Origin of the sequence: Verrucomicrobium sp. BvORR034, assembly GCF_000739635.1 — a bacterium.
Taxonomy (GTDB): Bacteria; Verrucomicrobiota; Verrucomicrobiia; order Verrucomicrobiales; family Verrucomicrobiaceae; genus Verrucomicrobium.
On the sequence record NZ_BATQ01000147.1, the window covers coordinates 66,066 to 92,264 of the forward strand.

Below are 26,199 nucleotides of genomic sequence, written 5' to 3' on the forward strand. Positions count from 1 at the left end.
ATTAATACACGCCTTCCACGATCTTGTTTTCCATGGCCCCGAACGGGCGCACTTCAGCCACACCATCCCATTCATACGGGGCGCGCGGCTTGCGGCGGAGGGCCTCATCACGCTCCAGGAAGCGCGGCATGAAGAATTCCTTGGTCAGGGTGGTCAACTCCACACGGCCCCAGGTGTCATAGTCCACGGTTTCATCCGTGTTGGTGGAGTTCACCACACGCAGCACCGCACGTGGCTGGGGTGCATAGTAGGTGATGGAGAACTTGTCTTCCGGCAGCAGCGGGACGCTGGCGGCCAGACCCATGAGCGTGTTCCCGTAGGTGGGGTAGAAACCGACGCGGTTTTCCAGCACCTCTTCCACGATGAAACGCACGTACTGGGGCAGCATGGTGGTGCCGCCGCAGAAGACGCCCCGGATGCCGGCGGCAAAGATGTCCACCTTCTCCGCCAGTGCTTCGAGCAGCTTCGGCGTGGTGAAGAGCCCGCTCACCTTGCGGTGCTTGAGGATCGTCGCCGCCTGGTCCACCACGTGGTCCATGTACTGGCGGGCCACATCGAACTGCTTGTTCGAGATGAGCTTCTTCACGAAGCGCGGGTCAAGATCGATGAAATAGCAGGAGGAACCGCGCACGTTGGCGAGGTGCTCAATCGCCAGGCGCAGACGACGGGGACCCGTGGGGCCCATCATGAGCCAGGCACCGCCGCGGGGGAAATGCTCGTCGCTGATCTTCTCCGAGAACTCACTGTAGTCCGTCCTGAAATCCTCCCAGCCGATGCGCTGCTTGGGCATGCCGGTGGTGCCACCAGTCTCAAAGATGTTGAAGGGGCGGCCCTTGTAGGCGGCGGGCACCCAGACTTCCGGCTGCAGGTCACGGAGCCATTCATCCTGGAAGTGCGGAAACTTCTTCATGTCCCCGATGGTCTGGATCTCCTGGCGGGGATCGAAGTTCTTGGAGGCCCACTCCAGCCAAAACGGGCAGCCGGTTTCCGGGGAGAAGTGCCACTGGATGATTTCGCGGAGGTGGGAGTCGAGTCGTTCTTGAGCGGTCATGGTCGTCTGTCTGAGAATGGTGGATCGGTCAGGGCACGTAAACCAAAAAACGGACAGGCCGGGGGATGCCAGCCTGTCCGCGTGAAAGCCTGACAGGTGCAGATTAGTTCTTGGCCACGCCCTGTGCGCCCTGCTTGAAGGCGTAGAGGTGCGTGTGAGTGGTCACGTAGAGGACGCCATTGGCGGCCACTGGCGTACCCATCACCGGGGATGGGAACTCGACGGAGCCGAGTTCTTTCATCTCCTTGCCCTCGGCAAGGATGAAGAGTTCACCTTCTTCGTTGCCGATGTACACCTTGCCATCTGCCACGAGCGGGCTGCCCCAAATGTGGCCCTTGGTGTCGAACTTCCAGTACTCCTTGCCCGTCTTCGCATCGAGGCAGAAGAGGCGGCCTGTGTAGTCGCCCACATAGATAAGGCCGTCCTTGATGGCCGGAGTGCTGATGGAGCGCTCGATGCCCTTGAAGGTCCACAACGCCTTGCCGGAGATGTCACCGGTCTGGGTGGGGTCAATGCAGCTGAACATGCCCAGGCCTTCGCCGTGCTCGGGGTCCTGGCCGATCGGCACATAGACCAGACCGTCGTAGTACACCGGGGTGGAGATGATCTCGCTGGGGCCGTCAAACTCCGCGTACTTGCGGGGCTTGCCGCTCTCGTCCTTCCGGTACTCCGGCGGGTTGGCATCGTAGCGCCAGTATTCCTTGAGCAGGTTCAGCCCTTCTTCGTTGGCCTTGGTCTCAGGAGCCAGACCGTAGATCCAGCCGTCGCCAGCGGCGAAGACGATCTGCTGCTGGCCTTTGACGTTGGCTTCGATGGCGGAGGACCAGGAAGCGTGAAGCACACGGGCGCTCGTCTCAGCGCTCTGTTCCCCGAGCAGTTCGCCCGTGTTGGCGTCCAGCATGATGAAGCTCGGTGCATTCGGCGCAGGGATGTTCGTGTGGGTCCAGTCCACCCCGTTGCAGGTGGCGACGAACACCTTGTCACCCACCACAAGCGGATAACCGGAGGTCGCGTTGTGCTGGAACACGCCCAGTTCCTTGTACATGTCATACACCCAGAGGATGTCCATGTCCTTGGCCCCTGGGGGCACTTCTACGGGCTTGCCATCAGGGCCAGGGGACGCCATGAAAGCGGCTTCGTCCTGCATGCCCTGGTTGCCATTGGCCATGCCGTCCACATCGAAGCAGATGATCTGGCAGCGGTTGCCGGGGACATAGCCCTTCTTGCCAACGATGGTCGGGGAGGCGCATACGCCGAGGTACTCCCAGTCATTCACCTTGCCGGTGCCCATCTTCGGGCTGACCATCTGGTAGAGGAACTTGCCGGTCTTCTCTTCGAAGGCCATGACAATGCCCCTGTCCCCGATGTGGGCAGGATTACGCGGGCTCTCGTTGTTCGTGCCGACGAACACCTTGCCATCTGCCACCACCGGCGTGCCGTAGGTCTGCGAGCCGAGCTTGGCCACCCAGAGACAGTTCTTGGTGGTGCTGATATCAATGTCCTCCGCGCCGGGGGCCGTATTGGCCTCCTGCGCATCAGGACGGAGACGACCGGCGATCTTGGGTGCCGCCTTCGGGCCCAACTTCTTCCCGGGTGCCATCTCCACCGGAAGACCGGTTTCAGGGGACACCATGTTGCGAGAGTTCACACCGCCCCATTGGGGCCAGTCAGCAGCGTGCAGCCCCGCCACTGCGAAGGCAGCGGTAAGGAGGGTCAGAGTTTGCTTCTTCATAGTAGGCTAAATCAGGTTGGATCAACGTCCGGCGTACAGCCCGGGCGTTATTTGTTGGAGGTGACGGAGATGTTGTCCAGATAGGCACGTTTCTGGTTGAGCGGGGTGAAGCTGAAGATCCCGGGGGAACCTTCCTTGTGCACCATGGAGACGGGCACTTCGATCGTCCAGGCTTCGGGCTCAGGCTGGCCTTTTTCCCAAGCCTTGGCTTTGACCACGCCGCCGCCGTCTGGGTTCGAATCCACTCGGGTCTTGAGAGTGTACCACTTGTTGGCGATGATCTTGTATGGCACCACTTCCTTCAGCCGCTCCAGGTTGGAGCTCACCTCCAGCTGGCCAGCGTTGCCGCGCAGCACAATGGAGTAGCGCTGGTTGATGAGACCGATGTCCGACTTAACGCGGGCACTGCCATCCGTGAGCACATCCGCCTGCAACGTGTAGTTGGACAGGTTGCTGGGCGCGATGAAGGTCGTGGCGCGCTGGAAGAGAATGCGGTCGAAGGTCTTCGCAAAAACCTTCTCACCGTTCAGCTCGCGCACATCGAACTTGAAGCGGGCACCGATCCAGGGGAGCGGCGGGTACGAGAACTTAACATGCTCGGTGGGCTGCTCTTCATTCAACTCTACTTCGTTGAAAGTCATGTTGATGGGCAGGCCCTGCAGCACGCGGCCGCGAATGGTGCCGAAGATGCCGCCGTCACCCGTGGCCTTGAAGGCACCAGCCGAGAGCTTGGCTTCTGGAGCCGCCACCAGTTCACCCGCTTCATTGAAGCTGGCATTCATCGAGCTCTTTACCTTCGCGGTCGGGGGAATGAAGCTCTCCCACTTGGCGTTCTTCACCTCACCCACCACGAAGCCGTTGGCATCCGTGCTGCGCACGCGGAAGCTCTGCTTGTGCCCGGGCGTGAGCACCACTTCGGCAGGAATGATCTGTAGCGCTTTGGCAGGGCCGACCTTGGGCACCTCAGCCACCGGGGTCGTGTCCCAGGTGATGCCTTTGTTCTCAATCTGGAAGCAGTAGAACTTGGCCGTGGTGTGCACATAAACCTGACCGTCGAACACCACTGGCGTACCGAGGCACTGGCCTTCCAGCTTCACTTCCGAAACGATCTCGGCATCTTTGTCGCCGGGCTTGAGCACCACGAGACGACCGTCAAGCAGAGCCGCGAAGATCCAGCCATTGGCATAGGAGAGTGAGGCGTGTACGTTGGCGGTGGACATCTTCTTGGTCCACTCGATCTCGCCAGTGTCAGCGTTCACGGCATTGAGCACGCCGGTGTCATCCAGCTGGTACACCTGGTTGCCAACAATGATGGGCGAGCCGTTGCTGCTGCCGATGTGGTTGCGCCAGTTCTCGACCTTGGCCGTTTCCAGCACGGTGGTTTCCGCTCCCGGGGCCGCAGGAGCCAGGGTATCAGGAAGCTTGATGGAGGCGAGGCGCCCCTTGTCCGTGGAGTCCACGTTTTCATCCCCGTGTACAGAGATGAGGTTGCCCTTGTAGAGCAGCACCGAGGCGTTCACCCCGTTTTTGCACGCTTGCCAGCGCCAGAGAGGTTTGCCGTTGCGGGCATTCACGCAGACGATGTTGCCGCAGCCCGTGCCGCTGTAGAAGACGCGCTTGCCGTCGCGAGTTTCAAACACCGGGGTGGAGAAAGAGCTGTCCACCGGCGGGCTTACGCCGGGCATGGACCACCAGACCAATTCCCCGGTAATCTTGTCATAGGCGTAGAAGCGGTCTGCTGCAGGACCATCAGCGCCCCAGTTGGAGGTGATGCCGTGAATGATGACAAGATCGCCTTCGATCACCGGCGTACCCACGCGGGAGTTCGGGAAGCTCATGCGGCCGTAGTCCTCCATGGTGGAAATGCGCCACTGCTCTTTTCCCTCGAAGTCGAAGCAGGCGAAAATGCCGTAGTGCGTGATGAGATAAACGCGTTTCGTCACAGGATCCACCGCCGGTGCCCCGATGGAATAACGGTCGTACACCGTGTCACTCAGGAAATCCTTGAACTCGTGCTCCCAGAGAGCTTTGCCCGTCTTCGCATCCATGCAGGTGAGGGTCTCCACCAGTTCCTTGTCCTTGCCCTTGTAGCCCCAGGAGAAAACCTTCCCGTCGGCCACCACGGGTGCGCCGCGCCCGTTTGAGTCATGCACCCAGAGCGGTGTCGGGTTCAGTTTGCCCTGCTTGTAGTGTTCCAGAGAAACACCAGTTTGCAGCGGACCCCGCCAAATGGCCCACTGGTGGGCCTCCTTCGTTTCGGCAGCCTGGGAGGTGCCTCCTTGTATCAGAGCTGCAACGGCCAGCAGGCCGTAAAGGCGTGTGAGAGTAAGCATGGGAAGTTGTGGGATGGGCAGAGGGCGAATCGGCTGGGACTTTCTGCAGACTGCAAGTCGGGACGAAGTGCCTGTCTCCTGCACGATGATGCCAGCACGGGCGGGGCGATGGAACGCCTTCCAGAGCTGAAATCTATCAGGCAGAGACTTGGCAGTGAGCACCAAATTGAGCCTTGGAAATCAGTGCGTTCACACCGTCTCCACAGGCCAGTTTGGACACTTTTTGGACGGAATCATTAGGTTTTCCTTACTTGCCACAAATGGCATATATCCATGTCAATCGGAAAAATAATAAAATATACCCCTCCCGCGACCGACTCTCGGTTCGCATAAATGATAAAGCGAACCTGTTTTTGAAAAAGTGACCTGTTAGGATTGACGCCCCCTCAAAAGATTTTAAGATTCCCTTGTTCTGCGGACTCTAAGTTTGGCAGGCCGATTGGGCGCAGCCTGGTTTGCTGTTTCCTTTCGTTCCGATCCTCGTATTGGTTGCTGGATCGCTGGCTCTCCGGTCGAAAGGCCGGAGAGCCTCTCTTTTTTCGGGGCCCGGGAGGGCAGCAGAAGCCCGTCACTGGACCGTTGGTCCAGGGGCGCCCACATGCACTGCCTGGCCCAAGGAGCGGCGGTTTGTGCTTGCACAACCGCGGATGTCGAACAGCGCGGTTGACGGTCAATCTCCCTGCACTGGATGAGGCCTTACTGCCGCTTGCTGATTTGAAGTCGATTCTCCCTTCCGGCGACCAACGGCGGTTGTGCAAGCACAAACCGCCGCTCTTTGGAGAACTCCTACAGTGATTGCAACCCCGCCTTGGGGTAGAGGTGCGCCAGGATCACGGTCCCCAGTTCGACGACCAAGGTCTCCATCTCCTCATTCAGGCTGCCCACGCCCACGTCCCGCTTGGATGAGCGCATCCACACGGAGTCCACCTTGTCCTTGAGCGCCTCGACGATGATGGACACCTCCTGCTGCCAGTGCGCCGGCCGGGGATCACGCTTCCAAGCCCCGCGCCCTCTGCCGAAATGGGCCACCGCCAGGTAGCTAAGCAGGGCGAGCTTCACCTGCTCCCGGAAGTGTTCCTTGGACCAATGCAGCTTGTTGTCATCTCCGCGGACGAGGTGGTAGCTCTTGATCAACGCATAGGCCCCCAGGCCTCCACTGATACCGCCGATCAAGGCACCCCCGCCAAAGGTGAGTCCGCCAGCCTTGAGGTCCACCACGAGCCCCGCAAGGGCCCCAGAGGCGATGCCGCTCAGGGCACCCCAGACTGCCGCCTCCACATGCTGAGGGGTCGAAAAGTCCTGCCGGGCCGCCTTGAGCATTTCCCCTTCCTCGTCGGCTCCTTCCAGGTCGTGGAGGGCGATGAGTTCGTTCATGGTCTGCTCCGCCCGGGAGGCCAGGGACTGGCTGAGCTTCTGGCGGGCTTCGCTCCATTCCGACTCGATCTGCCCACGCTGGAAGCCCAGTTTCTGCAAAAAGCTCTCTGGCTTGACGCTGACGCCGTCCAGGGCATTGGCCGTTAACTGATGCGCCAGAGCCCGCATGGAGCGGCGAAAGACCTCCTCATTGCGGCGGGACCAGGCTTTCTCGATCTCTGCAAAGGTCTCCTGGCGTTCTTCAGGCAGTACTTCGGCCAGGGTGTCCAGGAGTTCCCCCTCCTGCACCCAGCACCGGGAGAAGGCATCCATGTTCAGCACCGCCTTCACAATCGGGAACTTCTCCAAGTGAGACTTCCACACCTTCTCCTCTGCCGCTTCTTCCTCCGAAGGGCGTGGGGCTCCGGTCTGGTTGAGCAGCACCAGGACGGGCTTGCCCAGCCAGCCTAGAATCTCCATCTCCGGCTCCACGAAGGTGCCACCCGCGAGGCTCTCGCTGGCATTCACGAGGTACAACACCACATCGGCATCCTCCCGCACGTTGCGCAGAGCCTGCTGGCTGCACCAGAGTGGCATGTCGGTGAAGCGATCCCACATCTGGGTGAAGAACCACGCCAGAGGCCTCTCCATGCGCTGGAGCCGCTTCAGCAACCGGGAGGAGTCACCGAAACCAGGCGTGTCCCAGAGGACCAGCATGGCGTCCTCCGCCTCCATCAGAGTGTAGGAGGTGTTGTACAGGGTGACGTGGGCGGCATCTCGAACCTCCCCCACATCCCGGCGCAGAAGGGTGCGCGCCAGCGTGGTCTTGCCGGCGTTGGTATGAGAAATGAGGCTGAGGGTGATCGTTTTCGGCACGGCGCGTGTGGCTTTGTCCAAAGTCGGGATTCTGTCTGCTGCAAGGGGATTCATCAAACCCAGTTCACATTAAGGCCCTGCATCACGGCCCGCCAGGACTGGGCCTTGTCCGCGAGACGCTTTTCTCCGTCGGCGAATCCGGACCAGCGCTTCCTCAGATCAGCATCGTCCAGGGCGACAGAGAGAAACACCGGAGATGATTTGTCGTTCTTCATGCGATTCAGGAGCGCCTCTACCAGCCAACGCTGCACTTCTTCCTCCGGAACGGAGGCCATGTTGAACACAAGCAGGCATCGTGCCCCGGTGGGAGGAAGGGTGGCAACAAAATCCGCCTCAGCCCCCACTGGCACGCTGTGGTAGTCAATATCTCCCACGTCCCGCCACTGCTGATGAGCAAGTTGCCGCCAGCGATTGCGCGCACTTGCGTCGTGGGCCAACCCATGAGTCAGCACTATCGCACCTGCACCCGCCCCCGGCACCACGGAACGCAGGCGGTGGGCATAGGCCTGCCAGTCGGAGGAGTTGATTTCCGCATCAGAAATGCGCGTCGTGCGGAATCTCTCCAGCAGCACGAGAAGGGCTCGGGGGGCGACCACAAGCAGCCCCAGAGTGGCGGCGTAGAGATGAATCCATGGCAGGGCCTCCCCCGGAGCTGGGGCAGCGGCACCCGCCCGACGATGCATCTGTGGCAGCTGGTCCAGGGGAATCGGATTGCCGGTCACCGCCGAGGCCGGGGCGAAGAGGAGGGAAAAGAACTCCTGCGCCCCCCGCTCGTTCAGCAAAGTACTCTCCCACACGGCCCGGTACTCCTTGGACCAGCCCCGGGCATACATCCCGGACACGCTGCCCAACGCCAGGAGCGCCGCCCCGATGTGAAACCAGGCTCGGAACCGCAGGTAAAATCGGCGCAACGCCGGCGCAGAGGTCAGCGCCAAAAAGCGCTGCAATCCTATGCCTGCCGGAGTGCTGGCAGGATCCGCCTCCACGGGGAGGCGGTCAATCTTGGAGACCAGCTTCTGGGTCCAGGCCGGAGCCGTGCTCTTCGAAACCGGAAGCAGGCTGAGCAGCACCACAATGAGATTCCACACGATGATCCCGATCAGCGGGAGGGAGAGCAGGTTGATCTCGCTCTCCTGTCCCAGCGCCGCCAGCCACCACCCTACGAGGAAAGCAATGATCCAGCCCGTGGTCACGAGCCAGCGCGGCAGGGAGGGCGGAGTCAATCGCGATCCCCAGCCAGGCTGAAGCGCCCGCCCGGCCAGGAGCTTCGCACGGCGCACCAAGAGCTGGCCGACGCCGACGTCCCCTTTTCGGACCACCTCCTGAGTGACCGCCCGCAGCGCATCATCACTCCAGATCTGCCCGTCGCGATCCGCCTCTTCGACGGCCCGCACTCGGGCAACTTGAACAAACTCTTTCCAGGTCATGTTTTTTTGGCAATCACCCTCTTGCAGCATTCCAACGCTCAACCATGCCGGAATCGGATGTCCCGGATAGTCCCGCTGCCAAACCTTTCCTGCAATTTCCGCAAAAGCGTCCCTTTTTCCATCATGAGAGTGTGATGAATGGCTGGCTGCAGCACACGCAGCGTCAAAACGCCGCGCTTGATGCCGTCCGGAGCTGTGTGCCGGGAGATGAACTCGCCCACGATCTCCTGCCAGGCAGCCGCCACATCATCCTCACGAAGCTGTTCGTCCAGCTTCCACTCTTTGAGGAGGGAAGGAATGAGATGCCCCACGTCCAGAGTGGGGAGTTCATTCAACGGCTCCCCTTCAAGTCCTCGCCACTTGGTGATGAGGTCGTGTCGGAGCCGCTGCTGTCGCGTCGCATAGCGCATGGCAGAACATACCCGCAGACCAAACCTTTTGCGCAATAAAAAATCACGCCCCCCTTTGCGAAGGCGTGATCAGTAAATTCAAGCTCTGGCAGCGAGACTGCCAGCAGGCGATGTCCGCTTATTCGCCGTCGTCGCCGATGGCTTCGACCGGGCAGCCTGCCATGGCTTCTTCGCAGAGGCGAAGCTCTTCTTCGCTCTCCGGCTGCTTATGCACGAAGCTGTGGCCACCATCATCATCACGGGTGAAGTTGGCAGGCGCCGTTTCACGGCAAAGATCGCAGTCAATGCACTGGTCATCCACGTAGTACTTGCCCGTGGTGTTCTGCTGATACTTGTTGCCAACGTCTGCCATGTTTGATGAGAAGTTTAGGTCGGCCGCAAAATACCGTCCCCTGCCCCCCTTTCAAACCTTTTTTTGAAAATCGGGGGAAACCGCGCTTTGTTGCACCCCCGGAACGTTCTGTCTTCCAGACTTCCCCTACTCCACATCATGTCCACGACGCCCTTTCCCGCCGCTGCCCCTGCCTCCATTGTCAAACCTCTTGTTCCCGTGGAGGGCCTCCACGTGCTGCACCTGTTCTACACAATCGACCACGGCCTCTGGCGCATGATGAGCGATGACGAGCAGCGTGAGGCCAAGACGCGCTTTACGGAGCTGATCCAGACCATCCGCTCCCATCCCCGCACCCAACTTCTCACCTTCAGCGTCGCCACGCCCAAGGCGGACCTCGGGTTCATGCTGCTCACGCCGGACCTCCAGGACGCAAACCGCTTTGAGAAGGAACTCACCCTCTCCCTCGGTGCCGATGTGCTCCAGCCGACCTACAGCTACCTTTCCATGACGGAACTGAGCGAGTACGCCACCTCAGAGGAGGAGTACAAGCAGCAGCTCGTGAAGGAACTCCAGGCCCAGCAGGAACATGGCACGGAGATGGTGCTGAACCCCAATGACCTGGACAGCACCAACACCCTCGACCTCCGTCTGGGTGAGTGGCGCGCCCGCATGGCCAAGTACAACGAGGACCGCCTCTACCCGAACATGGCCGACTGGCCGGTGGTCTGCTTCTACCCCATGAGCAAGCGCCGCAATGACGTGAACAACTGGTACGAACTCTCCAGCGACGCCCGCAAGGAACTCATGCTGGGCCACGCCCGGATTGGCCGCCAGTGGCATGGCAAGGTGCGCCAGCTCATCACCGGCTCCACCGGTCTGGACCTCATGGAGTGGGGCGTCACGCTGCTCGCCCACGACACCTACCACATCAAGGGCATCGTCTATCAGATGCGGTTCGATGAGGTAAGCTCCAAGTACGCCGAGTTCGGCGACTTCTACATCGGCATGCAGCTGCCGCTGGACGAACTGCTCCGCCGCGTTCAGCTCGCCTGATCTGTTCTCTTCCGTTCCCTCTATTCAGCATTCTGTCTCCTTCCCTCAGTATCCGCACGATTCAATGAGCCTCACAACGACCTCTCTCACCATTGCCGGCCGCACCTTCCGCTCCCGGCTCATGCTTGGCACCGGCAAGTTCTCCTCTGGCGAACTCATGCGGGATGCCCTGGCCTCCAGCGGGTGTGAGATTGTCACCGTGGCCCTGCGTCGTGCGGACCTGACGGGGAAGAAAGACCCCTTTGCCAACATCCTGGACTACATCCCCCAGGATCGTTATCTCCTGCTACCCAACACCAGCGGCGCCATGAACGCGGAGGAGGCCGTGCGCCTCGCCCGTCTCGCCGTCGCTGCCGGCCTGCCCAACTGGGTGAAGCTGGAGATTCATCCGGATCCCCGCTACCTCCTGCCAGATCCCGTGGAGACCTTCAAGGCGGCGGAGATCCTCGTCAAAGAAGGCTTCATCGTGCTGCCCTACATCAATGCCGATCCCGTGCTGGCCAAGCGCCTGCAGGACATCGGCACCGCCACCGTGATGCCCCTGGGTTCTCCCATCGGCTCCCATCAGGGCATCACCACCCGCCGCCAGATCGAGATCATCATCGAGCAGGCCACCGTTCCGGTGGTGGTGGACGCTGGCATCGGCGTGCCCAGCCACGCTGCCGAAGCCATGGAGATGGGTGCCGACGCCGTCCTGGTGAACACCGCCATAGCCGTCGCCGCCGATCCCGTCCGCATGGGCCAGGCCTTCCACGCCGCCGTCGAAGCCGGCCGCGCCGCCTATGAGATTGGCGTCGCCAACGCCACTGAAAACGCCTCGGCCACGAGCCCCTTGGCAGCGTTTTTGGGCACAGCGGAGTAGCGCCAGCATCTGTAGCGCAGACTGGCAGCCTGCTGTGCCGCCGATTGGCAATCGACTCAGTCGCTGCAGAGTCAGACGTTGCTATGACATAAATCTCGGCAGGCATGCTTAAACATCCTGCTCGTGGAGCACCAGCGCCCACCAGAATTCCTCGGCATGATACTGGCACAAGATGCTGCCAGCGGATCTGAGTGTGCATATGAGGATGCCAAGTCACACATGTCGAAGATCGTTCCGTGTGGTCAGAACGCCCCCGACTTCTCCCACTACCCCCTTCGCTCCCAATGCCGACGGGGACCGTCGGACTACGCCCGAGGCATCACTTCATCCGCACCTCGGAAGCGCCGTCCGGCTCAGCCGCAGCAGGGACGCATGCACACCCAATATCCCTCAGCACAGCATGCCCGTGCTATGGGCCTCACAGAATACGGACGACAGTAGTTTCCTTGACGGAGCAACTGCTCAGTCGAAGCTCTTCCCCAAAGGGGATACGTCTACAAGCCCAAGCGTTGGCGAGTTTCAAGCGAGTCTACCTTGGGACAACGCATCGCGATTCGATCAGGGGCCGAAGCCGGCTCCATAGCCTTTTCACCTTGATGAGTGAGGAGCCCACCCGTTATCGGACAGGCAAGCCTGCATAACGGCACATCGCGCGGACAGTTCGGTCAAGGGTCTCCCTCATCGCTTCCAGTGGGTCGGGCGACTCGTCAATGGAAGCTGAAGCAGCCGCCATAACACTTAAGCTCCGACAAGCGCCCCCGCCTACTTGCGAATAAAGTGCCACCACGTGCCGAAGAGGCCAAGGACCAGCACGCCGATGCCGACATAGGTGAGCTCCGGCTTCCCAAACGGCTCTCCGATCACAATGACCTTGCTGGGCTGCTTCTCCAGGTACTTGACCTTCAGCACGGGCCGGGCCTCGATGTTGTCATAGAGTTCTTTGGAGACCTCCACCTCCGCCGTCTGCGACTTCGCGTCTTTGGTGGGAAACTCGATCTCCAGCTTGTAAGTGCGGCTGCCTTTGCGCCCCCGGCGCTCCATCTTCGTGACGGGGATGGCTGTCGCCTCTATCCCCTCCCGGTCAACGGCCTTCTTCTCGTTGATCTCAAGGAAGTTCATCACAATGATGAAGGGTCCGATGAGGAGGGCGAGGATGGAGCCAAGTTTAAGTCGATTCATAAATAATGAGAGGGTGATTCCTGTGGAAAAACTCTCCCCATCCATTCCAGATTTTCGCACGCCGTCAACTGCACGGTTAGCCCGTTTTTGCCCCACAATGCCCTGTAAACAGACAACCGCTCCCAGACCACAACCAGGTCACCGCCAAACGCCCCGCCAGTAAGAGCGAGACAACGGACAGGGCAGGGCCGGCTCCTTCAGTGACCGCTGGATGCGACGCCGCTGGCTACCCTTTGGCCACCTTGCTCTTGGCGGGGCTGGCGCTGCATCCACAGCCGCTTCCGCAACTCCCCGCCGCCTTCCGCTTGCGCCCCTTCAAGACGCGGGTCAGAAAGATCACCACCGTGACCAGGACAATCGCCCCGGCCGCCCAGGATTGGAGTTCTGCATTCATGGTCTATGCTCGGATTACGCAGCCGGGGTCGAGGTGGCGTCTGTTTCCATGCCCTAGAACCCCAGCAATCGCCCACCCTGGTAGACGATCAAACTGGCGATATAAGCGGCTGCAGTCATGTAGCCGATCTGGAACAGCGGCCACTTCCAGCCGTTGGTCTCGCGCTTCACCACCGCCACGGTACTCAGGCACTGCATGGCAAAGACAAAGAAGACCATCACGCTCACGCACACCAGCGGGGTGTACACTGGCGCACCGTCCGGCCAAGTCTCCGCCTGCATGTGCTCACGCAGTGGAGTGATGTCCTCATCATCGGAGTTTTCCACGGCATAGATGACGCCCATGGTGCTGTTGAACACTTCACGAGCAGCGAAGCTGGCGATCAAACCAATGCCAATCTTCCAGTCGAAGCCCAGCGGCTTGATCACGGGCTCGATGGCATGTCCGGCCATACCAGCGACGCTATGCGCCACCTGGGAGGAGGGATCTCCTTCCGTCTTGGGGTAGTTCATCGCCGCCCAGAGGATGATGGTGAGGCCGAGGATAACGGTACCCGCGCGGCGGATGAAAATGCGGGCGCGCTCCAGCATGTAGAGCAGCAGGTGCTTGATGGACGGGCGCTTGTAGCTGGGCATCTCCAGCACCATGAGGCTCGTCTCGCCCGGCATGATGGTACGATTGAACAGCCAGCCGAAGCAGAACGCGCCGAACGTGCCGAGGGCGTACATGGAGACCATGACGAGTGCCTTCTGCCAAGCAGCCACCTGACCTGCCGGGAACATGGCGGCAATCATCAGCAGGTACACCGGCAGACGCGCCGAGCAGCTCGCCAGCGGGGTGACGAGGATGGTGACAATCCGGTCTTTCAGACTCGCGATGGTGCGCGTGGCCATGATGCCGGGCACCGCACAGGCGTAGGCGCTCAAGAAGGGCACGAAGGCCTTTCCATTGAGACCTGCCCAGCCCATGACGCGATCCATGATGAAGGCCACGCGGGCCATGTAGCCAGTGTCTTCCATCAGACCGATGAAGAAGAAGAGAATCAAGATCTGCGGGAGGAAGATCACCACGCCCCCGACCCCGGCAATGACGCCGTCCACCAGGAGGTCACGCAGATCCCCTTCTGGCATATGGGCCGTCACCCACTCCCCCACCCAGCCGAATGCGCCGTCGATCCAGTCCATGGGACCGGCAGCAAGCGCGAAGATGGTGTAGAACAACACCCCCATGGCCATCAGCATGAAGGCCACACCGAACACGGGATTCAGCAGCACCGCATCGATGCGATCCGTAAAGGTCGCCTCATCCTTCTCCGGACGGCGCAGCACGTCCTTCAGGATGGATTCCACCGTGTCGTACCGGGCTCCCGCGAGACGGTCCTCCCACCCGGGGAACATCTTCTCCAGGCCATCATGGCAAGCCGAGATCCGGCTCATATGAGCGTCCGCGATGCCGTAGTGCTGGGGATCGTGATCGGAGATGAGGTACAGCGACTCCAGAAGGGAGGCACAGTCGTGGAGCACTCCGCCTTTGGTCAGATCCAGGCGGATGTCGTCCAGCGCGGCGGAGATTTCCGTCGGCATCGGTGGCGTGTGCTTGGGCACAGGCAGCTGCCGGCTCATCGCAGCCTTCAGTTCCACCAGGCCCTTGCCACTTGTGGCCTGCATAGGCACCACGGGCACGCCGAGACGCTGCTCCAGTTCTTTGAGGTCAATGCGCCATTTCTTCGCCTCAGCCACATCCATCATGTTCAGCACCAGCATGGCGGGCAGCCCTAGTTCTAGAACCTGGGTGGTGAGGTAGAGATTGCGTTCCAGGTTGGAGGCATCGGCCACCAGCACCACAGCATCCGGCCGCGGGGTGTCTTTCCGACGGCCCATCAGCACGTCCCGCACCACCGCCTCGTCCGGGGAGCGCGCATTCAGACTGTAGGCCCCTGGCAGGTCCAGCAGGCGCAGACGCTTCCCATGTTGGGAGAAACAGGAGCCTTCGCGCTTTTCCACGGTCACGCCCGGGTAGTTTGCGACCTTTTGCTTCAACCCAGTCAGGGCATTGAAAATGGTGGACTTCCCGCAGTTAGGATTGCCCACAATGGCAATCACGGGCTCGCGGGTGGCGGAGGAAGGCGCTGCCTCAGGCAGGGCGGCAGATGAAACGGACATGGAAAAATGGCGGCGGACTATTCCTGAACGGGAAGGATTTCAATGTGGCGGGCTTCGCTGCGGCGCATGGCGATTCGGGAACCCCGGACAGCCACTTCGATGGGGTCTCCCAGAGGGGCTCGCCTCACCACGCGGATCTTCGTACCCGGCACCAGCCCCAGCTCCCTGAGACGGGTAATGTGCTCGTCATGCCCCACAGGGATGTCCTTGATGATGGCAGAGTGACCATCCTTGAGCTGGGTGAGCGGGATTGCTTGCATCGACTACGGGTGGAGAGAGGGAACTTTGGTTCGGAATTGCTACTCTTACTTGAGATTGAAACGCATCGGCAAACCGAATCTACAGATTTCCATCTGATCAAAGGGAGGTCAGTTCTTAAGCTTGCGCAGAGACGTACCCGAGCCTATGCATATTGATACTCATTCTCATTTATCGCCTATGAACCGCTACGCCGCTTCTGTCATTCTGGCCGCTTCTTCTGTGCTAGCTTCTGCCCTCTCCCACGGGGCAGAGGTTGGGGAGGTGAAGTCCTACCTGGTGGACACCCTGGTGAAGGTGAAGGCTGCCTCCGAGGACTTCGTAAAGAACTCGAATGAGTACGCCGCCATCCTTACCGCGGCTGGGGGAGCCGAGAAAGCCTGGGCCACCAAGAAGCCGGAAGTGGCCGCGCTGGTGGCGAAGATGCAGGAGAACTACAAGGCGATGGACAGCTTCGGCTATGAGACGGTGGAAGGCATCGTCGCTGGCGTGGACAAGTTTGCCCACTACGACGTGTATCTGGACGCCGGTCTGCCCCAGGACGAAGGCCAGCCGGAGGAGATCTCCCCGCTGAAGCTGACGCTGAGCACGGGCGAGGTGATCGACCGCGAAGGTGCCGGTTTCACCTACATCATCGAACCCGCCCTCTGGGGCGGTAGCAAGAAGTGGGCGGTGGCCCTGGACCTGGATGGCGACGGCAAGATTGCCGCCCGCGAATCCCTGCCGCGCCCTGAGGTCCTCACCGCCGTGGCTGTGGACACGAACGCGAAGATCGGCGAACTGCTCGCCGATGCGCGCTCCTGGGTGCCGACGGTGGAGGACTGCTACCAGGCCATGGTGGCGATGACACCCACGCTCTCTGATTACTTTGAGGACTGGAAGGAGTCCCGCTACAGCGAGGAGGCCTCCGGCCGGTTCTTCGCCGTGAGCCGTATCTCGGACATGCAGGGCATCATGAAGAGCTGCGCCGTCATGTACCAGGCCGTGCAGAGCGGCGTGACTGCCAAGGACAAGGCGCTGGGCAAGGCAGTGGACTCCGGGTTCAAGGACATTTTCGCCTTCCTGGATGCGCTGGAGAAGCGTGAGGAAAAGAAGGTGGTCTTCAAGACCGCGCAGATCGACGAACTGGCCGCCCAGGCCAAGGCCAAGACCGACAAGCTGGTGCCCCAGATCAAGCAGGCCGCAGCCCTCGTGGGTGTGCAGGTGGCAGGTTAATTTCCCGGGTCTCGATTCATGAAGCTCCTCTCTTCTCCCGGACTGACGCGCCGGGTTCTTCCCGCCATGGCCGCTCTGGCCATGGCCCTCACCCGGCTACAGGCCGATGTCCTGGACGCTGCTGCCGAGGTGCAGCGCGGCATTGAGTCCGCCATTGTCGAACTCTACGGCGGTGAGGTGACTCCTGAAACCTGGACCAGCACCCGGCAGGTGGTGCAGGGTTTTTCCTCCAACCTGGAGTCCGACGCCGCCAAAAAAACTCTGGGCGGAGGCCACGCTTCCGGAGGCGGCTCCCGCCACCACGGCGGCCGGCCATCTGCTGGGGCAGAGGCAGGCACTGCTTCAGCATGTGTACGCACTGGAGATGCTGGACCGCCAGCAGAAGGAGCAACTGGAGCCCGCCCGCGAGTGGCGCGCACTGATCCAGCTGCCGAAATATGCTGACGCCGTGCAGGGCGTGCTTGCCCTCCAGCATGGCAAAGGAGCCCAGCGGGATGCTGTGTCCCAACTGCTGGCGCGCGAGTACCTGGTGTGGCAGACCACGCTGATCCGTGAGAAGACGGATGCGCTGCAACGGCTCATCCAGCAGAAGCGCAGCACGCCGGAGATGATCGCAACCCGCAGCGGTGAGATCCAGACCCTGGCGGTCTTCCCCGCTCCCCTGCTCACCCAGGTGCTGCCAGATTCCTCGCCGCCGGTGCCGGATCTTGCCTCCTGGCAGGCACTGACAAACGCTGATGAACCCGGCCTTGCCCAAGCGTTCGAGAAGTGGGCTGCCCAGATTCGCCGTGATCTCCCGAACCTTCTCACCGCAGAGGACGTCACCCGCCGCGAGCGCCTGCTGATCAAACTGCTCAAACTGGTGCCCGTGGAGTATGCTGCTGGCGTGCGCGATGGCGAGATCGTCATCCCCATTGAGTATCGTGAGGCAGAGACCTTCACCATTCAGAGCCGCCAGATTCTGGATGAACTGCGCGCCCCTTGGGAGCGTCAGCGTGGCGACGTCTTCACCCAGTATGAGCCTGAACTGCGCTCCTCCATCGAGAAGCTGGAGGCAGCCATCCAAGCCAAGACGGACTCTTCGGTTGTGGAACGTGAGGCCGCCAAGGCAGTGGAAATTCTGGCCGACCAGTTTGGCATCAGTCTGCGTCGCCAGGGCAAGGCGTCCGAGGTCATCGCGGAGACGCTGCTGGATGTGCGCACCCTCCTCTCCGAGTCCCACGCCGCCGCCCGCGCTGGCAAGTGGGCTGACGCAGAGTCTCTCCGGCTGGAGGCCTACACCACCTTCGACCTGGAGATCGAATCCCGCACCATGCCGCGCGATCCCGATCTCGCGCTGCGCACGGAGAAGCTCTTCCTTGATGGTACGAAGACGCAGCCCGGTATCAAGGCGGCCCTGGACGCTCGCGCCAGCGGCCCGGCCCTGGCGGCAGCCTATGAGGCCGCGCTGGTGGGCATGAACGAATGCGGCGCTCTGTTGCAGATGTCCATCTCCCCTCTCACTGCCATCTACACGACCATTTCCGTGGTCACCCGTGAGGGCCTGGAGGCCGTGGTCATTCTCGCCGCGCTCATCGCAGGTCTGCGTGGGGGCGAGAACCGCCGTATCCGCCGGAACATCGGCATCGGCGTCTTTGCTGCGCTGGTGGCGTCTGTGGCCACGTTCATCGTGTCCCGCCTCATCATCAAGTCGCTGAGCCGGCATGGCGAATCGCTGGAGGCCGTGGTCTCCGTGCTTGCGGTCATTGTGCTGCTCATCGTCACGAACTGGGTCTTCCACAAGATGTACTGGGTGGAATGGAATGCGAAGCTCCGCAGCCTGACCCGCGCCGTGAACACCGGCGGGGAAACCGCCAGCGCGAACATGGCCATGATCGGTGTGGGCTTCCTCACCATCTACCGCGAGGGCTTTGAGACCGTGTTGTTTCTTCAATCCCTGCTGCTGGAGGCCGGCCTCCGCCCCGTGCTCATTGGCCTGGGCATCGGTCTGGCCATCGTCAGTGGCATGGGCCTGGGCGTATTCTACATCGGGGCCAAGCTCCCCTACCGCCGCCTTCTGGTCATCACCGGCGTCCTGGTCATCACCGTGCTCGTCACCTTCCTGGGGTCCACCGTCCGGCTCTTCCAGACGGTCGGCTGGCTGCCCATTCACCCCATCACCTGGCTGGACATTCCCACCTGGATGGGCACCTGGCTGGGGCTCTACCCCTCGTTGGAAGGCATGCTGATCCCGCCGCTCGGCCTCGTCTATGTGGGCGGTGCCTGGCTCTGGGTGAAGTGGCGCAGTGCGCGCACCCAGGCGGCCCTGGCCAGCACCTTGAACCGCCCTGCGGCAGCCGCCAGCGCGTCCGCCCCGTAGCGTTGTCACACCAGACATCTCTGCTCCTCGTTAAAGGGAGGGAAACAATGCCTTGGCATTTTCCCTCCCTTCATTTCATCTTGGGGGATCGTGATCGCTCCTTCAATCCTCCGCATTCACCCTGCTGACGATCTCATCGTCGCCCTCCACCCGCTCCAAGCAGGTGAGCAGGTCTCTCTGGACGGGCAAAGCTGGACCCTCCGGCAAGCTGTCGGGGCCAAGCACAAGTTTGCCGCCCGGGACTTTGCCAAGGATGCACTTGTCACCATGTACGGCGTCACCGTGGGTCGCACCAAGGCCGCCATCGCCGCCGGGGAACTGGTGCACACCCACAATCTCCAGCACGCCACCGCGGGATTTTCTGGGAAACAACGCGACACAGCCTGGACACCTCCAAACCTGTCGAACTGGACCCGCACCACCTTCAACGGGTACAAACGCCCCGGAACCCGCGCAGGCACCGCCAACTACTGGCTGGTCATCCCCCTCGTCTTCTGTGAGAACCGCAACCTCTCCTTCATGAAGGAGGCGCTGCAGAAAGCCCTGGGCTATGCCCGCACCGGCCCATATGAACACTTCGCCCGGGAACTGGTCGGCCTGCATCAGCGCGGCGCCACCCGGCAGGAGATCGAGGAATCAACTCTCGCCTTGGGCACACATCCTCATCAGCCAGTGCCGCTCTTCCCAAATGTCGATGGGGTGAAGTTCCTCGAGCACGACATGGGCTGCGGCGGCACCCGGCAGGATGCGGAGGCGCTTTGCAACTTGCTCGCGGGCTACGTCGCCCACCCGAATGTCGCAGGAGCCACGGTGCTCAGTCTCGGCTGTCAGCACGCCCAGGTCAGCCTGCTGGAGCAGGCCCTGGAGAAGTTCCATCCCGGATACTCCCGGCCCCTGCACATCTTCGAGCAGCAGAAGGCCCTCTCCGAGCAGGACATGATGGCTCGCGCCATCAAGACCACGTTTCTGGGCATGCGGGATGCCAATGAACTCCGCCGCGAACCCTGCCCGGTGAGCGATCTGGTGGTGGGCGTGGAGTGTGGCGGCAGCGACGGATTCTCCGGCATTTCCGCGAACCCTGCCATCGGCCACACCGCTGACCTCCTGGTGGCCCTCGGCGCCTCCGTGGCCCTCTCCGAGTTTCCGGAGCTCTGCGGCATCGAGCAGGAGCTGAGCGACCGTTGTGTCAATGCCGCCCTGGCGGACCGCTTTGTTCACCTCATGCGCACCTATGAGCGCGCCGCGGAAGCCTGCGGCAGCGGCTTCGATGCCAACCCCTCGCCCGGCAACATTCGCGACGGCCTCATCACCGATGCCATCAAGTCCGCCGGTGCCGCGAAGAAAGGCGGCACCTCCCCGATCACCGATGTGCTGGACTACGCCGAGCCCATCACCAAGCCCGGGCTCTCCCTCGTCTGTACCCCGGGCAACGATGTGGAATCCACCACCGCCATCGCCGGAGCCGGGTGCACCGTCATCCTCTTCTCCACCGGCCTCGGCACCCCCACGGGCAATCCCATCTGCCCCACCCTCAAGATCGCCACCAACACCGAACTCGCCCAACGCATGGCCGATGTCATCGACTTCGACACCGGCGCCATCATCCGCGGCGAGAAAAGCGTCACCACCATGGGCGAAGAGTTGTTGGCATTAACCCTCGATACCGCCAGCGGCCTCGCTGTGCCCAAAGCCGTGTCCCTGGGACAGGATGATTTCATCCCGTGGAAGCGCGGGGTGTCGTTGTAGCATCGTCGGGTGGTGAGCCACCGCCTGGCCGCAGCAAGTCGAGCACTCGACACTACACCACGCTGGGTGACATTCCTCATACAGACAACTCAGCGATGCTGGGGAGCGCACGCTTCCAGCGTGCCGTCTTCTGCATCTTGCAGAAGACTCAGGATCGCGACAGGGAAAAAAAATCCCAAACATCCAGCCCGACGTCGCGATGCCCACAAGGACCCGTTCGTCGCATCCCACCGTCTCAGACATTATCCCTTCCACACCCAACCTCTTCCCTCCGCACGCCCAAGAGCCGGGACGGCTCTTCTACCTTCTCTGGGGCGGATCTTAATACACATTTGGATGCCACTCACGATGCAACAGCTCCAACCCGGCGCGTCGCCTCCCACACGCACCGCCTGCAATCCGCTCCAACTCCCGCTATCCCTGAAAGGGATATGTACCACAGCCCAAGGTTGCCGAGCTTCGAGCGAGGCTACCTTGGGTACACCGGGCGGCCCCGCTCAGGTGGGGAGGCCGCCACCAGACACTTTCACCCATCATGCTCTCCACCTCCATGACACACTCCTCGAGCCAATTCCCCTTTGGGCAAACTCACTGGACCTCTCACCCCTTCGCCAACTCCTTCTTCCCCGCTCCCGCACCTCGCCCCCGGCCAATCGCAGGATCACTCAGGCCTGGTTCTCCATTCTCAATGCGCCCGGCGAAACGTCTACCGAACCCCTCAACTCCCTCGACCGCCACACTGAAGTCATACCACCGATGACTTGAGGCAAAGTCGAGCACCACACGAACCTGTTGCCCCGGGCCCAACACGTACTCCCTCACAAGAGCATCTCCCACATGATGTGTTAGCAGCATCTTCATTCCCCGAGACGGTTCACGGTTGACAATGTTCAACACCCCTCTTCCCGTCAGCGCCTTCGCATTACTCCCACCGCGCTCCGCATCAAACCCGACCTCCACCGCGGGACCATTTAACGCGCCACGAAACTCCCGATAGAACCCGTTCGGGCCATAGGCACGCAGGTGATATTGCTCGAATTCAAACGCGCTCAACTTCCACGCATAAGACACCCGGTCCCCTGCGCTCACCGCAATCGACCACCGACGCCCTTTTTCAAACGGAGGCTCGGTTTCCCCAAGCGCCGGATCATCTTCCGGGCCATAGTTCCCAGGTGCGAACACTTGAAACGCCGCCCCGGCCGCCTCAGCCCCAAACGCTTGATTGCCCGCTTCAAACGTCACTTCAAAGGTGCCCGCCTTTCGATCCACACGCCCGTCCGCCTTCAATTCGTAAGGAAGCGCACAGGATGCCCGCTGGCCCTTCTCCTGTCTCGCGAGCAAGCGTGACTCCGCCGGATTGCGCCGAATCTCCTCGATCTCCTCGGCACTCAGGCTGCGGAAAGATTCCGGCAATCCCTTGTACTGGCTTCGATGAATCTGTTCCACCACCCCATCCCGCTTCAGCGCCTCGGGGTTAGCCTTGCCGTCCTCGGGTAATTTCCTAAACGCCGAGGTGAGGTCACCACAGATCGCGCGCCGCCATGGGCTAATGTTGGTCTCCGTGATCGTTTTTCCGGACCGGTTGCGCACAAACACCTCCAGAAACTGGAGGACCGATGTGTGGTCGAATACTTGGGAACAGACGTTCCCGCCGCGCGACCAAGGGGAGGCAATCACCATCGGTACTCGGTAGCCCAGCCCAATGGCATGCCCCAGTTCATCGAACTCCAGGGTCGTGTCCATTCCCTTCGACGCCGCCCCGGTAGCAGGCTGCTCTGTGTGCGGGGGGACAAAGGGTGGGACGTGGTCGTAGTACCCGTCGTTCTCGTCATAGGTGAGGATGAACACCGTCTTCTTCCACACCTCCGGATTCTGCGTCAGGATGTCCAGCACCTCCGAGACGTACCAGGCCCCATACCATGGCGCTGAGGGGTGATCTGAAAACACCTCAGGAGCCGCCAGCCAGGACACCGCGGGCAGCTTGCCCTCCGTCACGTCTTTGCGGAACTGGAACAACACATCCCCGGCTGGCACCTTCACCTCGCGCTCCACCTCGCCTTCACGGTAGCGCAGCGTTTCCATCTCCCGATGCTTCGGATCCGCCGTGTTCGTGACGAACGCGCGCTCATGGAGGCTCCGTTGCTGCGGTGTCAGCGCGGCGTAGCCCTCTGGCGTGTATTGCGCGATCTCTGCCTCCAGTTTGGCCAGTTCCGCACGCCGCCGCGCAGTCAGTTTCTCCGCCTTGGCCGCTTCTTCTGGTGAAGGAGGCGGAGGCATCTCCATGGCGGCAGCCAGCAGGCCCCGCAGCTCTTCCGCACGTTTCCTGACAAACGTCATGCGCGCCGGATGAAAGCGCAGGTGATACTGGGAGAAGTACTCCAGAGGATTGTCTCCAAAGTTGCACAACCAGGGCTCCGCCTCATGATCCAGCCCGGTGGGGATATAGAGCTCGTTTTGGTAGAACTTCCACGAGATCCCCTGTTCCTCCAGCCGTTCTGGAAAGGTGGGCCAGTCTGCAGAAGAGTCGTGGTCGATTTGATAGTTCTCCACCCGGACCTCTGCTGAGGGATCTCGTGGATCGCGATTGGTCCCGGTCCAGAGGAACAACCGGTTGGGCGTGGTGCACGACTGGATCGAAGAGAAATGCTGATCGCAAACCGTGAAGGCATCCGCAAAGGCATAATAAAAGGGCACGTCCCGCCGGTCATAGTATCCCAGCGTCAGCGGCATGTCCGCGTAGTCCTTCACCCGTGACCGCTTCTCGTACAGCCACTGGTCATGCTTCCCGTTGTTGGTCGCCGCCACCTGGGATTTGCGATCATGCGGCAGATCCCTCATCCAGGTGGACTTCGTCTCATGGATGTTCAGCCCGAACGGCGTATACGTCTTGCCCTGCCTGTCCGTCTGCAGCCAAACCGGATTCCCTCCCGGCGTCTCCACCGCCCGCGGATCATCAAAGCCCCGCACCCCGCGCAGCGTCCCATAGACATGGTCAAAAGAGCGGTTCTCCTGCATGAGAATCACCACATGCTCTGCATCCGCGAACGTGCTCCCCTCAGCCGGCTCAATGCTCAGCGCCTTCAGAATCGAATCCGGAAGAGAAAACGAGCCCAACCCACCCGCAAGGGTAGCCGCCCGCTGAATAAACGCCCGTCGTGTCTGCATTGAGTGCAAATGTCGTCGAATCAAGGAGTGTGACGCGGAAGGGCAGTCTTTGCAATGAGACTTGAATGCAGGGGAAGCGTCACCGGCGGTTCCTGGCCCAGCCTTGGAGCCACGAACCAGCAACTCCACCCGGGTTACTCCAGTGCCCGCCCAACTCCCTGACACGGTTCTGGATTCGCGCAGCACCGTGAATGTTATCCCGAACCTGGAATTGGGCCGCGACTTGACAAAGCGGCTACGCGGAATCACGCTCGGAACCTTACATAGCCAAGACAAGTCGCGTGTCTAACCCGGTTCGTGTACAAGAGGCAGGTTGAAAGACACCGCTCACCCTCCCCAACGGTTGCCGAGAACGGACACTGGATGGTGGCGGGACCGTGTGTTGACGCGTTCGGACGGTAAGAAAGCACGCCCACAAAGCCTCTGCTCACGAGACGCTTGTTTTGGAGCCCCAATTTGTCGAAAGCAGTCTGTTGGCACGGCCTGCTATGGGTTGTCACGTTTTGGTGGCGGGACCGTGTGTTGACGCTTTCGGACGGTAAGAGAGCACGCCCACAAAGCCTCTGCTCACGAGACGCTTATTTTGGAGCCCCAATTTGTCGCAAGCAGCCTGTTGGCACGGCCTGCTATGGGTTGTCACGTTTTCTTGCTGATGGGATTGTGATAAACTGGCTCCCAAGTGCTTCAAGCCACTTCGGACGCGACACCAGACCATCAAGGCACAATGAGAAATCGCCATCTACTTCATAGATATTGATCGATAGACGTTCTCCTTCATAAACTTGAATTCTCAGTGGCCTGTCATTCGTTGGCGAACCGAGTTGCAACACCTCGTGCGAGCTGCCTTCACGGAGTGTTTTGACGAGCGCCCGGGTTTTTTCTTGGATTTGCTGTTTATTCACAGATCAGACCTTTCGCCTTAATAAATCTTGCCTCGACAGCCCGCACATAATCTTCTTCACCATCCCAGCCGATACGTGCAGTCCTACTTTTGGGTCCACTCAGTTTCATTCGCCTAAAAAATCGAAGATGAGCCTCCTCATGAACTAGGGTTCCGATAAGTTCCATATTATTTTGGAATGCCATATATCCTATTGAGATATCTCCATCTATAGCGGTGTAGCGAGTAGCGAGTCCGAAATCAGGCAAACTAGCATCAAACTGAGGCGCTGCACTAAAACGCACGTTGTTGAGAGCAGGATGGCTTGAGATCGCAGCATCCAAAGTATGTTGTCCGGCAACTAGCGGTTCGGTCAAAATTGCGGGAAGGTTATTACCACTGCTCGCAATCCTATTTCCAGTAGGCCTGCTTAGGCTGAGCCAAGACCTCTGTTTTGTCAAGACCTGAACCATCCTTTGACTCCAATTTTCAACGACCACGGTTCCTCGCACCATTGGTTTGACTGAATTTGCCACAGGTGGAACGGGCAAAAATACTGCTCCAATTTGGCCCGTATAGTCCTCTAGAGAACCCTCATCATAAGCACCTGCGAACTGCAATACTTTTATGTTGTCAACACCGGCAACATTCTTAAGCAGCACCGCCGGCAGAAAACCGCCATTCGCGCCCAATTGATAGGGGCCATCGGCCGTCGTATCCAAAAGTGCGGCAACCGAAGCAGGACTCGAGACTACCTCCACTGTGTTGTCCAAATGCCTGAATGTGTCACCGAGAGCTAGGAGATTCGACTTGCCGACCTGGAGTCGCATCTTGTCCTCTCTACTCAGATTCCCTGCGGTGATTTGCGCGTCGATTTTGCCAATCTCACCTTCTCGCCACCACTTAAACCACTTAATCATCATCATTTGAGGCGTCCCCATCGAACGAGAGGCCGCTCGCGCGATTGGGGTATTCATCGCATCTGGCAAATTCCAGTTGGAATCCATCCCCAAATAATCCCACCGGTTCACCGGATCATTCCCGCAATACCCGTACAGGTTGAACCCACCCTCTTCCCCCAGCGGATCACGGCTGATCCAGCGCCCCAGCTTCGCGCTGTAATACCTGAACCCAAAGTAGCTCAGCCCCGTCTCGGCATCGTAGTACTTGCTCTGATAGCGGAACGGGCAGGCGTTCACGTCACCCGATGAGACCTTCAGCTCGCCATAGGGGGTGTAGTCGAACTTCGCCACCGTCTCCCCATTCGCCTGGTTGATCAGCGCCGTGATGTTGCCCAGTCCGTCATCCACGACCAGAAGGCGGCGGCCGCCTTCTTCTTCGATGGCCACCAGACCGCCAATGCCACCCGCACCATCCCAGGTCCCGCTGACATCCCGGCCCCAGATGAAC

The 26,199-nt window shown here is 60.7% G+C and carries 20 protein-coding genes; 6 read left to right on the forward strand and 14 right to left on the reverse strand.

Going from position 1 to position 26,199, the window contains the following annotated elements:
- Nucleotide 1: 1 nt before the first annotated feature.
- The 7 genes from BV034_RS26105 to BV034_RS26135 all read right to left on the reverse strand — a co-directional run bounded on the left by BV034_RS26105 (nt 2) and on the right by BV034_RS26135 (nt 9,534).
- Nucleotides 2-1,051 (reverse strand): hypothetical protein, encoded by a 1,050-nt coding sequence (locus BV034_RS26105; RefSeq protein ID WP_050029893.1) that lies wholly within the window; start codon nt 1,049-1,051, stop codon nt 2-4.
- 103 nt (nt 1,052-1,154) lie between these two features.
- Complete coding sequence (locus tag BV034_RS26110) at nt 1,155-2,783, reverse strand: PQQ-binding-like beta-propeller repeat protein (RefSeq protein ID WP_050029894.1); 1,629 nt, start codon at nt 2,781-2,783, stop codon at nt 1,155-1,157.
- Nucleotides 2,784-2,830: 47 nt separating this feature from the next.
- Nucleotides 2,831-5,116: a PQQ-binding-like beta-propeller repeat protein gene (locus tag BV034_RS26115; RefSeq protein ID WP_265593483.1), complete on the reverse strand. Its 2,286-nt coding sequence runs from the start codon at nt 5,114-5,116 to the stop codon at nt 2,831-2,833.
- A gap of 786 nt (nt 5,117-5,902) precedes the next feature.
- Nucleotides 5,903-7,399 carry a DUF3482 domain-containing protein gene (locus tag BV034_RS26120; protein WP_050029896.1) on the reverse strand — a complete coding sequence of 499 codons (1,497 nt, stop codon included), beginning with the start codon at nt 7,397-7,399 and terminating at the stop codon, nt 5,903-5,905.
- Entirely contained in the window at nt 7,399-8,772 is a 1,374-nt protein-coding gene (locus BV034_RS26125; RefSeq protein ID WP_265593484.1) for a DUF2868 domain-containing protein, read from the reverse strand. Before BV034_RS26125 ends, BV034_RS26120 begins: the two co-directional genes overlap by 1 nt.
- Before the next feature lie 38 nt (nt 8,773-8,810).
- Nucleotides 8,811-9,182 carry a DUF721 domain-containing protein gene (locus BV034_RS26130; RefSeq protein WP_050029898.1) on the reverse strand — a complete coding sequence of 124 codons (372 nt, stop codon included), beginning with the start codon at nt 9,180-9,182 and terminating at the stop codon, nt 8,811-8,813.
- Nucleotides 9,183-9,300: 118 nt separating this feature from the next.
- Nucleotides 9,301-9,534 (reverse strand): ferredoxin, encoded by a 234-nt coding sequence (locus tag BV034_RS26135; protein ID WP_050029899.1) that lies wholly within the window; start codon nt 9,532-9,534, stop codon nt 9,301-9,303.
- 138 nt (nt 9,535-9,672) lie between these two features.
- Between BV034_RS26135 and hemQ the strand changes: the two genes are divergently transcribed.
- Nucleotides 9,673-10,569, forward strand: a complete 897-nt coding sequence (hemQ, locus tag BV034_RS26140; RefSeq protein ID WP_050029900.1) for a hydrogen peroxide-dependent heme synthase — start codon at nt 9,673-9,675, stop codon at nt 10,567-10,569.
- Nucleotides 10,570-10,633: 64 nt separating this feature from the next.
- On the forward strand, nt 10,634-11,431 hold the full coding sequence (locus BV034_RS26145) for a thiazole synthase (RefSeq protein ID WP_050029901.1): 798 nt from the start codon (nt 10,634-10,636) through the stop codon (nt 11,429-11,431).
- Between the two features lie 762 nt (nt 11,432-12,193).
- Here BV034_RS26145 and BV034_RS26150 read toward each other — a convergent pair.
- The 4 genes from BV034_RS26150 to BV034_RS26160 form a co-directional block, all read right to left on the reverse strand.
- Nucleotides 12,194-12,610 (reverse strand): hypothetical protein, encoded by a 417-nt coding sequence (locus BV034_RS26150; protein WP_050029902.1) that lies wholly within the window; start codon nt 12,608-12,610, stop codon nt 12,194-12,196.
- Nucleotides 12,611-12,836: 226 nt separating this feature from the next.
- Nucleotides 12,837-13,004 (reverse strand): FeoB-associated Cys-rich membrane protein, encoded by a 168-nt coding sequence (locus tag BV034_RS36465; protein ID WP_265593485.1) that lies wholly within the window; start codon nt 13,002-13,004, stop codon nt 12,837-12,839.
- Nucleotides 13,005-13,057: 53 nt separating this feature from the next.
- Complete coding sequence (gene feoB, locus BV034_RS26155; RefSeq protein WP_050029903.1) at nt 13,058-15,166, reverse strand: ferrous iron transport protein B; 2,109 nt, start codon at nt 15,164-15,166, stop codon at nt 13,058-13,060.
- Between the two features lie 17 nt (nt 15,167-15,183).
- Nucleotides 15,184-15,426 carry a FeoA family protein gene (locus BV034_RS26160; protein WP_050029904.1) on the reverse strand — a complete coding sequence of 81 codons (243 nt, stop codon included), beginning with the start codon at nt 15,424-15,426 and terminating at the stop codon, nt 15,184-15,186.
- A gap of 178 nt (nt 15,427-15,604) precedes the next feature.
- Between BV034_RS26160 and BV034_RS26165 the strand changes: the two genes are divergently transcribed.
- The 4 genes from BV034_RS26165 to BV034_RS26180 all read left to right on the forward strand — a co-directional run bounded on the left by BV034_RS26165 (nt 15,605) and on the right by BV034_RS26180 (nt 20,744).
- Nucleotides 15,605-16,639, forward strand: a complete 1,035-nt coding sequence (locus tag BV034_RS26165; RefSeq protein ID WP_050029905.1) for an imelysin family protein — start codon at nt 15,605-15,607, stop codon at nt 16,637-16,639.
- An 18-nt stretch (nt 16,640-16,657) separates the two neighbouring features.
- Entirely contained in the window at nt 16,658-17,083 is a 426-nt protein-coding gene (locus BV034_RS36470; protein WP_265593486.1) for a hypothetical protein, read from the forward strand.
- Nucleotides 17,004-18,998, forward strand: coding sequence for an FTR1 family protein (locus BV034_RS26175; RefSeq protein WP_050029907.1), 1,995 nt, complete (start codon nt 17,004-17,006; stop codon nt 18,996-18,998). Before BV034_RS36470 ends, BV034_RS26175 begins: the two co-directional genes overlap by 80 nt.
- A gap of 93 nt (nt 18,999-19,091) precedes the next feature.
- The gene (locus tag BV034_RS26180; protein WP_050029914.1) at nt 19,092-20,744 is read left to right on the forward strand and encodes an altronate dehydratase family protein; all 1,653 of its coding nucleotides are present in this window, start codon (nt 19,092-19,094) and stop codon (nt 20,742-20,744) included.
- A 600-nt stretch (nt 20,745-21,344) separates the two neighbouring features.
- Here the strand turns inward: BV034_RS26180 and BV034_RS26185 are convergent.
- The 3 genes from BV034_RS26185 to BV034_RS26190 all read right to left on the reverse strand — a co-directional run.
- A complete protein-coding gene (locus BV034_RS26185) occupies nt 21,345-23,909 on the reverse strand; it encodes a phospholipase C, phosphocholine-specific (protein ID WP_050029908.1) in 2,565 nt (854 codons plus the stop codon).
- Nucleotides 23,910-24,535: 626 nt separating this feature from the next.
- Complete coding sequence (locus tag BV034_RS36475) at nt 24,536-24,811, reverse strand: hypothetical protein (protein ID WP_265593488.1); 276 nt, start codon at nt 24,809-24,811, stop codon at nt 24,536-24,538.
- A partial coding sequence (locus tag BV034_RS26190) for an RHS repeat-associated core domain-containing protein (protein ID WP_265593489.1) occupies nt 24,804-26,199 on the reverse strand: 1,396 nt, incomplete at its 5' end. The genes BV034_RS36475 and BV034_RS26190, both read right to left, overlap by 8 nt.

What these genes read in the sequence shown, in the direction of transcription:
- BV034_RS26105 (WP_050029893.1), bottom strand. Translation starts at nt 1,051, where the DNA reads ATGACCGCTCAAGAACGACTCGACTCCCACCTCCGCGAAATCATCCAG.
- BV034_RS26110 (WP_050029894.1), bottom strand. Translation starts at nt 2,783, where the DNA reads ATGAAGAAGCAAACTCTGACCCTCCTTACCGCTGCCTTCGCAGTGGCG.
- BV034_RS26115 (WP_265593483.1), bottom strand. Translation starts at nt 5,116, where the DNA reads ATGCTTACTCTCACACGCCTTTACGGCCTGCTGGCCGTTGCAGCTCTG.
- BV034_RS26120 (WP_050029896.1), bottom strand. Translation starts at nt 7,399, where the DNA reads ATGAATCCCCTTGCAGCAGACAGAATCCCGACTTTGGACAAAGCCACA.
- BV034_RS26125 (WP_265593484.1), bottom strand. Translation starts at nt 8,772, where the DNA reads ATGACCTGGAAAGAGTTTGTTCAAGTTGCCCGAGTGCGGGCCGTCGAA.
- BV034_RS26130 (WP_050029898.1), bottom strand. Translation starts at nt 9,182, where the DNA reads ATGCGCTATGCGACGCGACAGCAGCGGCTCCGACACGACCTCATCACC.
- BV034_RS26135 (WP_050029899.1), bottom strand. Translation starts at nt 9,534, where the DNA reads ATGGCAGACGTTGGCAACAAGTATCAGCAGAACACCACGGGCAAGTAC.
- hemQ (WP_050029900.1), top strand. Translation starts at nt 9,673, where the DNA reads ATGTCCACGACGCCCTTTCCCGCCGCTGCCCCTGCCTCCATTGTCAAA.
- BV034_RS26145 (WP_050029901.1), top strand. Translation starts at nt 10,634, where the DNA reads ATGAGCCTCACAACGACCTCTCTCACCATTGCCGGCCGCACCTTCCGC.
- BV034_RS26150 (WP_050029902.1), bottom strand. Translation starts at nt 12,610, where the DNA reads ATGAATCGACTTAAACTTGGCTCCATCCTCGCCCTCCTCATCGGACCC.
- BV034_RS36465 (WP_265593485.1), bottom strand. Translation starts at nt 13,004, where the DNA reads ATGAATGCAGAACTCCAATCCTGGGCGGCCGGGGCGATTGTCCTGGTC.
- feoB (WP_050029903.1), bottom strand. Translation starts at nt 15,166, where the DNA reads ATGTCCGTTTCATCTGCCGCCCTGCCTGAGGCAGCGCCTTCCTCCGCC.
- BV034_RS26160 (WP_050029904.1), bottom strand. Translation starts at nt 15,426, where the DNA reads ATGCAAGCAATCCCGCTCACCCAGCTCAAGGATGGTCACTCTGCCATC.
- BV034_RS26165 (WP_050029905.1), top strand. Translation starts at nt 15,605, where the DNA reads ATGAACCGCTACGCCGCTTCTGTCATTCTGGCCGCTTCTTCTGTGCTA.
- BV034_RS36470 (WP_265593486.1), top strand. Translation starts at nt 16,658, where the DNA reads ATGAAGCTCCTCTCTTCTCCCGGACTGACGCGCCGGGTTCTTCCCGCC.
- BV034_RS26175 (WP_050029907.1), top strand. Translation starts at nt 17,004, where the DNA reads ATGCTGGACCGCCAGCAGAAGGAGCAACTGGAGCCCGCCCGCGAGTGG.
- BV034_RS26185 (WP_050029908.1), bottom strand. Translation starts at nt 23,909, where the DNA reads ATGCAGACACGACGGGCGTTTATTCAGCGGGCGGCTACCCTTGCGGGT.